Here is a 12,376-nt window from a genome sequence, read left to right as displayed (position 1 = left end):
GCCTAAACGCTGTATTCCTCCCGTGACGCCAAGCCCGCCTTCAGATAATCCACCAGCTTTCTCACCTTGGGCGACAGATGCCGCTGCTGCGGGTACAGCGCCCAGACGGCGGTGTTCGGCGGCTGGTGGGCATCCAGTAACGACACCAGCGCACCGCGCTTGAGATGCTCCAGCACGTAGTAATCCGGCAGCTGACACAGCCCGACCCCGCGCAGTGCCGCATCCAGCACCGCCTGCCCACTGTTGCAGCGCCAGTTGCCCTGCACCCGCTGGGAAAATTCCCGCCCGTTTTGTTGCAACTGCCAGCTGTCCGAGCTGCCGATCAGGCAATTGTGTCGCGCCAGTTCCGACACGCTGTGGGGCCGGCCATACCGTTCGAGATAAGCGGGGGAGGCGCACAGGTACATCTTGCGCGGCGCCAGTCGTGCAGCCACCAGTCGTGATTCCTGCAAGCGGCCCAGACGGATCGCCAGGTCCAGGCCTTCATGCACCAGGTCCAGCGTGTTGTTGGTCAGCTCGATGTCAACGCGCAGTTGCGGGTATTCCTCCATGAAACGTGTCACCAGCGGGGCGATGAACCTTTCGCCGTACGCCACGGCGCAGGTCATCCGTAGCAGCCCCTTCGGCTCGCTGGTCAGGTCGGTGACCGCACGCAGCGCTTCTTCGCGTCCGTCCTGCAAGCGCTGGCAGTGATGCAGAAACGTCTGACCGGCTTCGGTCAGAGCGACTTTTCGGGTGCTGCGATAGAGCAGTCGCGTCTGCAAGCGGTCTTCCAGTCGCGCGATCTGGCGGCTGATGTGCGATGACGACACCCCAAGCCGCTCAGCCGCGGCGGTGAACTGCCCGCACTCGGCAACGGCGACGAACTCGTCCAGACCTTCCCAGCGACTGACCTGCATCAATTGTCCCTACACAGCATTAATGTTTTGCTTTCAGGTGGATTATTCATCAGTCAGCACTGCATTACACTCCGGGCTCGTCTTTATTTAGCTGGAGATCATGATGATCAAGTCACGTGCTGCCGTTGCCTTCGCGCCCAATGAACCACTGCAGATCGTCGAAGTGGACGTTGAGGCCCCGAAAGCCGGCGAAGTGTTGATTCGTACCGTCGCATCCGGCGTGTGCCACACCGATGCCTATACCTTGTCCGGTGCGGATTCCGAAGGCGTCTTCCCGTGCATCCTCGGTCACGAAGGTGGGGGCGTCGTCGAGGCTATCGGTGAGGGCGTGACCTCCCTCGCCGTGGGCGACCACGTCATTCCGCTGTACACCGCCGAATGCCGCGAGTGCAAATTCTGCAAGTCCGGCAAGACCAACCTCTGCCAGAAAGTCCGCGCCACCCAGGGCAAAGGCCTGATGCCCGACGGCACCACCCGCTTCAGCTACAACGGCCAGCCGATCTACCACTACATGGGCTGCTCGACGTTCTCCGAATACACCGTAGTGCCGGAAATCTCTCTGGCAAAAATCCCCAAAGAAGCGCCGCTGGAGAAGGTCTGCCTGCTGGGTTGCGGTGTTACCACCGGCATCGGCGCGGTCCTGAACACGGCCAAGGTCGAAGAGGGAGCCACTGTGGCAGTCTTTGGCCTCGGCGGTATCGGCTTGGCGGCGATCATCGGCGCAAAAATGGCCAAGGCCTCCCGCATCATCGCGGTCGACATCAACCCGTCCAAATTCGACGTAGCCCGTGAACTGGGGGCGACCGAGTTCGTCAATCCCAAAGATCACGATAAGCCGATTCAGGAAGTGATCGTCGAAATGACCGACGGCGGCGTGGATTACAGCTTCGAGTGCGTAGGTAACGTGAACTTGATGCGTGCGGCGCTGGAATCGTGCCACAAGGGCTGGGGCGAATCAGTGATCATCGGCGTCGCTGGCGCAGGTCAGGAAATATCCACCCGTCCGTTCCAGCTGGTCACCGGTCGCGTCTGGCGCGGTTCGGCCTTCGGCGGCGTCAAAGGCCGCACCGAACTGCCAAGCTACGTCGAAAAAGCGCAGACCGGCGAAATCCCGCTGGACACCTTCATCACCCACACCATGGGCCTGGACCGGATCAATGAAGCCTTCGACCTGATGCACGAAGGCAAAAGCATCCGTACCGTCATTCATTTCTGAGGAGCAGCGGCAAGCTCCAGGCTGTAAGCCGCAAGAGCGTCGTGTCATGACTTCTTGCCGCTTGAGGCTTGGAGCTTGCCGCCCGGAGAAGCCCATGAGTCTGGAAAACATTTCGTGCCAGAAAAGCTTCGGCGGCTGGCACAAGCGTTACAAACATCACTCCGACGTGCTCGGCTGCGACATGGTGTTCGCGGTGTATCTGCCGCCGCAGGCGGAGCAGGGCGGCAAACTGCCGGTGGTCTATTGGCTGTCGGGGCTGACGTGCACCGATGAGAACTTCATGCAGAAGGCCGGTGCGCTGCGCGTCGCGGCGGAACTGGGGCTGATCATCGTGGCGCCAGACACCAGCCCGCGCGGCGCCGACGTGCCGGATGATCCGGACAAGGCCTACGACTTCGGCCTGGGCGCCGGCTTTTATCTGAACGCCACCGAGCAACCGTGGGCGCGGCACTACCGCATGTACGATTATGTGATCAGCGAGCTGCCCGCGTTGATCGAGGCGCACTTTCCGGCCTCGGACAAGCGCAGCATCAGCGGGCACTCCATGGGTGGCCATGGCGCGCTGGTCGGTGCATTGCGCAATCCCGGCCGCTACCAATCGGTGTCGGCGTTCTCGCCCATCTGCAATCCGATGGATTGCCCGTGGGGACAGAAAGCCTTCTCTCGCTATCTGGGCGAAGACCGTTCGCGCTGGCGTGAATGGGACGCCAGCGTGCTCATTGCCGAGGCCACCGAGCGCTTGCCTCTGCTGGTGGACCAGGGCGATCGCGACGATTTCCTCGGCAATCAGCTCAAGCCGGAATCGTTGGTTCAGGCGGCGAAGGCGGCCGGTCATCCTCTGGAATTGCGCATGCAGCCGGGGTACGACCACAGCTATTACTTCATCGCCAGCTTCATCGAAGACCACTTGCGCCATCACGCCCGAGCCCTGGCCGGCTGAAGTCCTCGCCCTCAATTGCAGCGTCACGGGCAATTGCGCGCGGGCCGACCCTAATGTCGGTCAAAGTAGGTAGAATCACGCCCTGACTTTTTCAGGGCGTTTTTTTATGCGTATTGGCCACGGCTACGATGTGCACCGTTTCGCTGAAGGCGATTTCATTACCTTGGGCGGCGTGCGGATTGCGCACACGTCGGGTTTGCTCGCGCATTCCGATGGCGATGTAGTGCTGCATGCGCTGAGCGATGCCCTGCTGGGTGCTGCCGCGCTGGGCGACATCGGCAAGCATTTCCCGGACACCGATCCGCAGTTCAAGGGCGCCGACAGCCGGGTTCTGCTGCGTCATGTGCTCAAGCAAGTGCAGGCAAAGGGCTGGAAGGTCGGCAACGTCGACGCGACCATCGTTGCCCAGGCGCCGAAGATGGCCCCGCACATCGAAAGCATGCGCGCCTTGATTGCCGAAGACTTGCAAGTCGACATCGACCAGATCAACGTCAAGGCGACCACCACTGAAAAGCTGGGCTTCACCGGCCGCGAAGAAGGCATCGCCGTGCACGCCGTCGCGTTGTTGATCAGCGCATGACCGAGCTCGAACTTCTGGGCCCGAGAGCTTACGGCGACCCACTGGGTACTGCTGTGCTGAAGGCCACTGCCGAAGACTTTCAGGTCGATGAAGTCCTCGACATTCCGCTGTCCGGGGATGGCGAGCACCTGTGGTTATGGGTGGAAAAGCGCGGCTTGAATACCGAGGAAGCCGCCCGGCGTCTGGCCAAGGCGGCCGGCGTGCCGTTGCGAACCGTCGCCTACGCCGGTTTGAAGGATCGGCAGGCGTTGACCCGTCAGTGGTTCAGCATTCAGCTGCCGGGCAAGGCCGATCCGGACATGTCAGTGGCTGAAAACGATTCGCTGAAGATCCTCGACAGCAAACGCCACAAGCGCAAGCTGCAACGGGGCGCCCACGCCGCCAATGGCTTTACGTTGCGTTTGACACAGTTGCAGGCCGACAAGGCCGGGCTCGACGCACGTCTTGAGTCGATCAGGCAACACGGCATTCCCAACTATTTCGGCGCTCAGCGTTTCGGCCATGAAGGCGGAAACCTCGGTGAAGCCCGGCACTATGCCGAGCGTCAGGCTCTGCCCGAGCAGCGCAATGTGCGCTCGCGACTGTTATCCACTGCGCGCAGTTACCTCTTCAACCAGGTCTTGGCCGCTCGAGTCGCCGATGGCAGCTGGCAACGGGCGCAAGTGGGCGATCTGCTGGCGTTCACCGACAGCCGCAGTTTCTTCCCTGCTGGCGAAGCCGAGTGCAGCGACCCCCGACTGGCGATCCTCGATCTGCACCCGACCGGGCCGCAGTGGGGCGAGGGCGATTCCCCGGCTGCAGGCGCCACCGCAGCGCTTGAAAACAGCATCGCCGCGCGGGAGGCGTCGCTCTGTAACTGGTTGATAAAAGCGGGAATGGAGCACGAACGGCGCATCCTGCGACTGCCCATCGGGCGGTTGACGTGGCATTATCCCGAGCCTGACATTCTGCAACTGGAATTCGTCCTGCCGGCCGGATGCTTCGCCACCGCATTGGTGCGTGAACTCATCGATCTCGCGCCGGCAGGGCAGACGGACAGCTCATGCGTATTCTGATTTCAAATGATGACGGGGTTATGGCCCCCGGGCTGGCTGCGCTGCATGACGCGCTGGCCGGGTACGCCGAGTGCGTGGTGATTGCGCCCGATCAAGACAAGAGCGGCGCGAGCAGTTCGCTGACGCTTGACCGGCCCTTGCATCCGCATACCCTGGACAACGGCTTCATCAGCCTCAACGGCACGCCCACCGATTGCGTCCACCTCGGACTCAACGGCTTGCTGCCTGATGAGCCGGACATGGTCGTTTCGGGGATCAACCTCGGCGCCAACTTGGGTGACGATGTGCTGTATTCGGGCACCGTTGCTGCGGCGCTGGAAGGTCGTTTTCTGCAACGCCCGTCATTTGCCTTTTCATTTTTGTCACGTCAGGTCGATAACCTGGCAACCGCTGCGCATTACGCGCGGCTTCTGGTCGAAGCCCATGAACGCCTCGACCTTCCACCCCGTACCGTATTGAATGTGAATATCCCTAACCTGCCGCTGGCACATGTGCGCGGAATTCAGCTGACCCGTCTTGGCCATCGCACCCGTGCGGCGGCGCCTGTGCGCGTGGTCGATCCGCGCGGAAAGGCCGGTTACTGGATTGCTGCCGCAGGAGATGCCGAAGACGGCGGGCCGGGCACCGATTTCCACGCCGTGATGCAGGGTTATGTGTCGATCACCCCGTTGCAGCTGGATCGTACTTATCAGGACGGTTTCAACAGCCTGAACGCATGGCTGGAGGGAATGGCCTGATGTCGCGTGAGCAAGATGATCTGTTACGACGTGGCGTGGGAATGACTTCCCAGCGTACCCGCGAGCGTCTGATTCAACGGTTGTGCGAAGAAGGCATCGCCAACACCCAGGTGCTGGACGTCATTCGCAAGACCCCTCGACACCTGTTCGTCGACGAGGCCCTCGCGCACCGCGCGTACGAAGACACCGCGCTGCCGATCGGCAACAACCAGACGATCTCCCAGCCTTACATGGTGGCGCGCATGAGCGAGCTGCTGTTGGCGGCGGGCCCGCTGGATAAAGTGCTGGAGATCGGCACCGGCTCGGGTTACCAGACCGCCGTGCTGGCGCAACTGGTGGAGCGGGTTTTCTCCGTTGAGCGGATCAAGGTGCTGCAGGATCGCGCAAAGGAACGCCTCGTCGAGCTGAACCTGCGCAACATGGTGTTTCGTTGGGGCGATGGCTGGGAAGGCTGGCCGGCGCTCGCGCCTTACAACGGGATCATTGTCACCGCGGTTGCTACCGACGTGCCTCAGGCCTTGCTGGACCAACTGGCACCCGGCGGTCGTCTGGTGATTCCGGTGGGGTCGGGTGAGGTGCAGCAACTGATGCTGATCATTCGTGAGGAAAACGGTTTCTCTCGCCATGTGCTGGGCGCCGTTCGTTTCGTCCCGTTGCTCAACGGACCATTGGCTTAATCGCTATTTTGCGAAGGCAATGAATTCCACAAGACGCAGCCGGTCTACAGGCTGGCGTTTTGCAACGATGCTTCGGCCAACTGCCGCAGCGCCGTCTCACACCAAGTTTTTCATGGCTGCCTGGTCTTTTCACGACGCAGGGCAGTTTCTTCTTCAGTCACCGGTAAAGGGAGTGGCGGGTGAGTCTCACAGTCATTCGGCAGCGTAGTTCTTCAACAAGTTTTCAGCGTCTGGTGATTGGAGTTGCCCTGAGTATCCTTCTGGTCGGCTGCTCCAGCACGCCATCGGGCGGCGTGCGGGTTGTCGACCGAAACGGCAAGTCGACGGTGCCGACACGTCAGCCGGTCACCACAGGTCAGTACGTCGTGAAGCGCGGCGACACGCTGTTTTCCATTGCATTCCGTTACGGCTGGGACTGGAAAGCGCTGGCCGCACGCAACAATATCCCAGAGCCATTCACCATTCATGTGGGTCAGACGATCCGTTTCGACGGGCGCGCCAGCTCGCCGTCCACGGCCGTGGCTTCTGGCTCGGCCAGCGTTCCGCAGACCACCACGAGCAGTTCGACATCGCCTTCCGGGTCGCTGAAAACCACCGTGATTTCAAGGCCCGTAGGCGCTGTCGCCGCCACGACGCCACCGCCGACCAGCAACTCGACGACCACGCCGGTCAACACAACCGTGGTCACCGGCGCCCGCTCTCCGAGCGGCTGGACATGGCCAACAAGCGGCGTTTTGATCAGCAAGTTCTCTTCAAACGGTAGTTTGAATAAAGGAATTGATATCGCTGGTGATTTGGGACAGCCTGTTTTGGCCGCGTCTGATGGGACCGTGGTATACGCCGGGAGTGGATTAAGGGGCTACGGCGAGTTGGTCATCATCAAACACAGCGATACCTACGTCAGTGCATACGGACATAACCGTCGGCTCTTGGTTCGGGAGGGACAACAGGTCAAGGCAGGGCAAAGTATTGCCGAGATGGGCTCAACGGGGACTGACCGGGTGAAACTGCATTTCGAGATTCGCCGCCAGGGTAAACCAGTAGATCCACTGGAATTCTTGCCACGTCGCTGATCGGTTGTCAGCCTGTTCCTGCGTAGAGGGGACAGGCTCAAGTGCTGCCATGGAAGAAGGCGTCACTGGAGCTTGAGGTCGAACTCACCAAAGGACTATAACAATGGCTCTCAGCAAAGAAGTGCCGGAGTTTGACATAGACGACGAGGTCCTCCTGATGGAGCCCGTAATCGTCCTGGATTCTGCAACGGATGAGAAGCCAGCTACACCTTCTGTTCGTGCAAAACCGAAAAACTCTGCAGCGCTCAAACAGCATAAGTACATTGACTACACGCGGGCACTGGATGCTACGCAGCTGTATCTCAATGAAATCGGTTTTTCCCCCCTGCTCTCCCCGGAAGAAGAAGTCCACTTTGCGCGACTGTCGCAAAGCGGCGATCCGGCTGGGCGCAAACGCATGATTGAGAGCAATCTGCGGCTGGTCGTGAAAATCGCCAGACGCTACGTCAATCGTGGTCTGTCATTGCTGGACCTGATCGAGGAGGGCAATTTGGGCCTCATTCGAGCGGTCGAAAAATTCGATCCGGAGCGCGGATTCCGGTTCTCTACCTACGCCACCTGGTGGATTCGTCAGACCATCGAGCGCGCGATCATGAACCAGACGCGCACGATCCGCCTGCCGATTCATGTGGTCAAAGAGCTCAACGTCTACCTGCGCGCCGCGCGGGAGCTGACGCAGAAGCTGGACCACGAACCCTCTCCCGAAGAAATCGCCAACCTGCTGGAGAAACCGGTCGGTGAGGTCAAGCGCATGCTGGGCCTCAACGAGCGCGTGTCTTCGGTGGATGTGTCGCTGGGCCCAGACTCTGACAAGACGCTGCTCGACACGCTCACGGACGATCGTCCTACCGACCCGTGCGAGTTGCTTCAGGACGATGATCTCTCCCAGAGCATCGATCAATGGCTGTCCGAGTTGACCGACAAACAGCGTGAAGTCGTTGTTCGTCGTTTCGGGCTGCGCGGGCATGAAAGCAGCACGCTGGAAGACGTCGGACTGGAAATCGGCCTGACCCGCGAGCGTGTACGCCAGATTCAAGTGGAAGGGTTGAAGCGCCTTCGCGAGATTCTCGAGAAGAACGGCTTGTCCAGCGAGTCACTCTTTCAATAAGCGTAGAGAGTTGGCGTAAGTTACATCGAGCAACACGAAAGCCCCGACGAGTCGGGGCTTTTTTTATGTCGGTTGAAGGTGGTTTTGATGGAGTTCCCATGACAGCGATTTGATGGGCCGACGTTCGTTTTCACAATCAGGTAAGTGATGCTTACTCAGGCTGTAAGCCGTTTCTTACGCGTAATGTGAGTTATCGTCTCTTCTTTGGCGGATCATGTCTCCGTCAGTTGCAAGTCAGTCGCTATCTCTCTGATTCAATTGATAATTTTAAGAGAGTGTCAGCCAGTGTCTGAATTTTCCTGAAAACTCTCGGGCCTTGCCCTGACGGTTTAAATCACTAAGATCAGTCCTGTACCGACGGATTGGTACAGGCGGTCAAGGACGACTGCTCAAGGACATCGCAGGATGCGATTCATCAGGATGATGAAAAAGGATTGAAGGGATTATGGAAAAAATGTGGGCGGGTCAAACCGCCCCTTTTTTTCGCCTGCTGAAAAGTGAGGCCGTGTGGAGGCCCAACGCAAAAAGGCCCCGAAGGGCCCTTTTTATCAGCAAGCGCTTAGCGCTCCAGATCGGCTATCTTGCCGGTCTTGCCATCCCACTGCGCCGCATCCGGCAGCGCGTCTTTGCGTTCCGTGATGTTGGGCCAGACGTCAGCCAGCTCTGCGTTCAGCTGAATGAAATTCTCCATACCGGCCGGAATCTCGTCTTCCGAGAAGATCGCGTTCGCCGGGCATTCAGGCTCGCACAGGGCGCAGTCGATGCACTCGTCCGGGTGAATCACCAGGAAGTTCGGGCCTTCGTAAAAGCAGTCCACCGGACAGACTTCTACGCAGTCGGTGTACTTGCACTTGATGCAGTTGTCGGTGACGACGAAGGTCATTTCTAATTCTCTCCTCAGGCGGCGGCAGCAAGGCCGTTCAGTCCGGCTTGCCAGGTACGGGACGTCCCCCGGCCGTAAAACTCAGCTTATCGAGCAACGCGGCAGGTAAGGTGTCCTGCGCGGCGATGTCCGACCTTGGTTCGCTGCGTTCAAACGCGGCCAGGTGCGCTGTAAAGCCAGGCTAAAAGCTCACAGCGTCCCGAACCGCGCGGGATTCTAACAGCTTGTTACGAATGACGTTAGATGCGTGTCTTCATCGAATACAACAACTCAAGCGCCTGTCGCGGCGTCAGGTCGTCGATCTTCAGGTTCGACAACTCGTCCAGAACAGGGTGCGGCAAACTTGCGAACATATCGCTCTGCATCGGCAGCGGAGGTTTGCCCGGCTTGGCCTTGGGCTGTTCGTGGGGCAGGCTGGTGGTCTCCAGCCGCAACAGATGCTCCTTGGCCCGCGTGATGACGCGCCCCGGCACACCCGCCAGTTGCGCCACGGCAAGACCATAACTTTGACTCGCCGGGCCCGGCAGCACGCGGTGCAGGAACACAATGCGCTCGTTGTGCTCGGTGGCATTCAGATGCACGTTAGCCACCAGCGGCTCGCTCTCCGGCAAAACGGTCAGCTCGAAGTAATGCGTGGCGAACAGCGTGTACGCACGCAGCTGGGCGAGGCATTCCGCCGCAGCCCACGCCAGGGAAAGCCCGTCGAAGGTGCTGGTGCCGCGTCCGACTTCATCCATCAGCACCAGGCTTTTGTCGGTGGCGTTGTGCAGGATGTTCGCCGTCTCGCTCATCTCCACCATGAAGGTGGAGCGTCCGCCGGCCAGGTCATCGCTTGAACCGATACGCGTGAAGATACGGTCGACCAGCGAAAGCTCGCAGCTCGCCGCCGGCACGAAGCTGCCGATATGGGCCAGCAGCACGATCAAAGCGGTCTGCCGCATGTAGGTGGATTTACCGCCCATGTTAGGGCCGGTGATCACCAGCATGCGTGTGTTGTCATGGAGGTCCAGGTCGTTGGCCACGAACGGCGACGACAAGACCTGCTCCACCACCGGGTGACGACCTTGCTCGATGCGCATGCACGGCTCGTCGGTGAAGCGCGGACGGTTGAGGTCCAGGTTCAGCGCGCGCTCGGCCAGGTTACTCAGCACATCCAGCTCCGCCAGCGCGGCGGCGGTGTCCTGCAGCGGCGCCAAGTGACCGATCAAGTCTTCCAGCAGCGTCTCATAGAGCATCTTTTCCCGAGCCAGCGCGCGGCTCTTGGCCGATAACGCCTTGTCTTCGAATTCCTTGAGCTCCGGGGTGATAAAGCGCTCGGCGCCTTTAAGCGTCTGGCGGCGGATGTAATCGGCCGGCGCCTGCTCCGCCTGCTTGCTTGGCAGTTCGATGAAGTAGCCGTGCACGCGGTTGTAGCCGACCTTGAGGTTAGCCAGCCCGGTGCGCGCCTTCTCCCGGGTTTCCAGATCGATGAGGAACTGACCAGCGTTCTCGCTCAGGGACAGCAACTCGTCGAGCTCGGCGTCGTAACCGGTTTTCAGTACGCCGCCGTCGCGAATCACCGCAGGCGGGTTGTCAATGATCGCGCGTTGCAGCAGGTCGGCCAGCTCCGGGTAAGTGCTCGCGGTTTTCGCCAGTTGCTGGATGTGCGGCGCTTCAAGCTCGGCCAGTGCCAGCTGCAACTCGGGCAGTGCGCTTAGGGCATCACGCAGCCGCGCCAGGTCTCGCGGGCGGGCGTTGCGCAGGCCGATACGCGCGAGAATGCGCTCGATGTCGCCAATCTCTTTCAGCTGCGGCTGCAGGTTCTCGAAGCGGTAGCGCTCAAGGAAGCAGCCAATCGACTCTTGACGGGCCTGCAGGATATTTAGATCGCGCAGTGGGCGGTTCAGCCAGCGGGTCAGCAGGCGCGTGGCCATGGCGGTCTGGCAGCGATCCATCACCGACTGCAGCGTGTTGTCGCGCCCGCCCGCCAGGTTGGTGTCGAGTTCCAGATTGCGGCGGCTGGCGCCGTCCAGAATCACCGTGTCGTCAAGGCGCTCATGGCGCAGGCTGCGCAAGTGAGGCAAGGCCGTACGCTGGGTTTCCTTGGCGTAAGCCAGCAGGCAGCCGGCCGCGCCGATCGCCAGGGTCAGGGTCTCGCAGCCGAAGCCTTTCAGGTCCTGAGTGGAGAACTGCTGACACAGGCTTTTGTGCGCCGAATCGCGCTCGAAATCCCACGGCGCACGACGACGGGCACCACGGCGTTTTTCCGCTGGCAGCCCTTGGGGCCAGTCATCGGGAATCAGCAGCTCCACCGGGTTGATACGCTCAAGTTCGGCCAGCAGGTTTTCCCAGCCCTTGATTTCCAGCACGGTGAAATTGCCGCTGGTGATGTCCAGCACGGCGAGCCCGAACAGGCGTTCGTCACCCAGCACGGCGGCGATCAGGTTGTCCCGACGCTCGTCCAGCAAGGCTTCGTCGCTGACGGTCCCCGGCGTGATGATGCGCACCACCTGACGATCAACCGGTCCTTTGCTGGTCGCCGGATCGCCGATCTGTTCGCAGATGACCACCGACTCGCCCAGTTTCACCAGCTTGGCCAGATAGCCCTCCGCCGCGTGATAGGGGATGCCGCACATGGGAATGCTTTGCCCCGCTGACTGGCCGCGCGCGGTCAACGTGATGTCGAGCAGCTTGGCCGCCTTCTTGGCGTCTTCGTAGAAGATCTCGTAGAAGTCACCCATGCGATAGAACATCAGCTGGTCGGGGTGCTGATTTTTCAGCCGCCAGTATTGCTGCATCATGGGGGTGTGCGAGGACAGGTCGGAAATTGCTTTATTCATCAGTTATTTAGGCAAATTCTGTAGGAGGTTGAGGCAAGTTTCGGGCGACGAAAGGGATTCCACCTACGTGGCCCGACGTCATATCCGATTGCTTTTGCGATGGCGGCAAGGTTACCACGCACGCTCTCGGGCCGCAGGTCCGGCTGATTCGTCACGGCGCGTTTCCGAACCGACACGAAGCGCTTCGAGCTGGCTAGGATGTCGAGCACCGCCCGACTGGAGGCGGCATCATCGACAAGGATTGCCCTATGCAACGCAAGCGAGGACGAGATTCAACCAACGGCCGTTTCATCCCTCTGGAGGAGGCCAGACGACGTCCACGGGAGACCATCGTGGAAACCGTCAAGAAACCCTGCCCCGAAAAACCGGAGCGCAAATAAGTGTCTTGC

The 12,376-nt window shown here is 60.4% G+C and carries 11 protein-coding genes; 8 read left to right on the top strand and 3 right to left on the bottom strand.

Translation table 11 applies throughout. From position 1 onward, the window contains the following. Positions 1 to 2: 2 nt before the first annotated feature. A complete protein-coding gene (locus IFT47_RS03605) occupies positions 3 to 899 on the bottom strand; it encodes a LysR substrate-binding domain-containing protein (RefSeq protein WP_192170836.1) in 897 nt (298 codons plus the stop codon). Between the two features lie 103 nt (positions 900 to 1,002). Between IFT47_RS03605 and IFT47_RS03600 the strand changes: the two genes are divergently transcribed. The 8 genes from IFT47_RS03600 (at position 1,003) to rpoS (ending at position 8,285) form a co-directional block, all read left to right on the top strand. Continuing rightward, positions 1,003 to 2,115, top strand: coding sequence for an S-(hydroxymethyl)glutathione dehydrogenase/class III alcohol dehydrogenase (locus IFT47_RS03600; protein WP_108120933.1), 1,113 nt, complete (start codon positions 1,003 to 1,005; stop codon positions 2,113 to 2,115). Positions 2,116 to 2,209: 94 nt separating this feature from the next. Further along, the gene (gene fghA / locus IFT47_RS03595; RefSeq protein WP_122537381.1) at positions 2,210 to 3,055 is read left to right on the top strand and encodes an S-formylglutathione hydrolase; all 846 of its coding nucleotides are present in this window, start codon (positions 2,210 to 2,212) and stop codon (positions 3,053 to 3,055) included. Positions 3,056 to 3,161: 106 nt separating this feature from the next. Next, positions 3,162 to 3,635 (top strand): 2-C-methyl-D-erythritol 2,4-cyclodiphosphate synthase, encoded by a 474-nt coding sequence (gene ispF, locus IFT47_RS03590; RefSeq protein ID WP_192170837.1) that lies wholly within the window; start codon positions 3,162 to 3,164, stop codon positions 3,633 to 3,635. Continuing rightward, entirely contained in the window at positions 3,632 to 4,690 is a 1,059-nt protein-coding gene (gene truD / locus IFT47_RS03585) for a tRNA pseudouridine(13) synthase TruD (protein ID WP_192170838.1), read from the top strand. The genes ispF and truD overlap by 4 nt, the downstream gene beginning before the upstream one ends. Then, a complete protein-coding gene (gene surE, locus IFT47_RS03580) occupies positions 4,678 to 5,427 on the top strand; it encodes a 5'/3'-nucleotidase SurE (protein WP_192170839.1) in 750 nt (249 codons plus the stop codon). Before truD ends, surE begins: the two co-directional genes overlap by 13 nt. Before the next feature lie 41 nt (positions 5,428 to 5,468). Continuing rightward, the gene (locus tag IFT47_RS03575) at positions 5,469 to 6,104 is read left to right on the top strand and encodes a protein-L-isoaspartate(D-aspartate) O-methyltransferase (RefSeq protein WP_172610991.1); all 636 of its coding nucleotides are present in this window, start codon (positions 5,469 to 5,471) and stop codon (positions 6,102 to 6,104) included. Positions 6,105 to 6,283: 179 nt separating this feature from the next. Then, on the top strand, positions 6,284 to 7,177 hold the full coding sequence (locus IFT47_RS03570) for a peptidoglycan DD-metalloendopeptidase family protein (protein ID WP_192170840.1): 894 nt from the start codon (positions 6,284 to 6,286) through the stop codon (positions 7,175 to 7,177). Positions 7,178 to 7,280: 103 nt separating this feature from the next. After that, positions 7,281 to 8,285, top strand: coding sequence for an RNA polymerase sigma factor RpoS (gene rpoS / locus IFT47_RS03565; protein WP_065989798.1), 1,005 nt, complete (start codon positions 7,281 to 7,283; stop codon positions 8,283 to 8,285). Between the two features lie 559 nt (positions 8,286 to 8,844). Here the strand turns inward: rpoS and fdxA are convergent. Beyond that, the gene (gene fdxA, locus IFT47_RS03560; protein WP_065989796.1) at positions 8,845 to 9,168 is read right to left on the bottom strand and encodes a ferredoxin FdxA; all 324 of its coding nucleotides are present in this window, start codon (positions 9,166 to 9,168) and stop codon (positions 8,845 to 8,847) included. Between the two features lie 239 nt (positions 9,169 to 9,407). Further along, entirely contained in the window at positions 9,408 to 11,975 is a 2,568-nt protein-coding gene (mutS, locus tag IFT47_RS03555; protein ID WP_192171052.1) for a DNA mismatch repair protein MutS, read from the bottom strand. Between the last annotated feature and the right edge of the window lie 401 nt (positions 11,976 to 12,376).

The sequence above is a fragment of the Pseudomonas sp. CFBP 13711 genome (assembly GCF_014842265.1).
Taxonomy (GTDB): domain Bacteria; phylum Pseudomonadota; class Gammaproteobacteria; order Pseudomonadales; family Pseudomonadaceae; genus Aquipseudomonas.
The sequence above is the reverse complement of the archived record's forward strand: the minus strand, read 5'-3'. Positions and strand labels throughout refer to the sequence as shown.

Bases quoted from the DNA above. Each gene is read 5' to 3' on its own strand.
- surE (WP_192170839.1), top strand. From the start codon at position 4,678: ATGCGTATTCTGATTTCAAATGATGACGGGGTTATGGCCCCCGGGCTG.
- ispF (WP_192170837.1), top strand. From the start codon at position 3,162: ATGCGTATTGGCCACGGCTACGATGTGCACCGTTTCGCTGAAGGCGAT.
- IFT47_RS03575 (WP_172610991.1), top strand. From the start codon at position 5,469: ATGACTTCCCAGCGTACCCGCGAGCGTCTGATTCAACGGTTGTGCGAA.
- IFT47_RS03605 (WP_192170836.1), bottom strand. From the start codon at position 899: ATGCAGGTCAGTCGCTGGGAAGGTCTGGACGAGTTCGTCGCCGTTGCC.
- fghA (WP_122537381.1), top strand. From the start codon at position 2,210: ATGAGTCTGGAAAACATTTCGTGCCAGAAAAGCTTCGGCGGCTGGCAC.
- truD (WP_192170838.1), top strand. From the start codon at position 3,632: ATGACCGAGCTCGAACTTCTGGGCCCGAGAGCTTACGGCGACCCACTG.
- rpoS (WP_065989798.1), top strand. From the start codon at position 7,281: ATGGCTCTCAGCAAAGAAGTGCCGGAGTTTGACATAGACGACGAGGTC.
- IFT47_RS03600 (WP_108120933.1), top strand. From the start codon at position 1,003: ATGATCAAGTCACGTGCTGCCGTTGCCTTCGCGCCCAATGAACCACTG.
- fdxA (WP_065989796.1), bottom strand. From the start codon at position 9,168: ATGACCTTCGTCGTCACCGACAACTGCATCAAGTGCAAGTACACCGAC.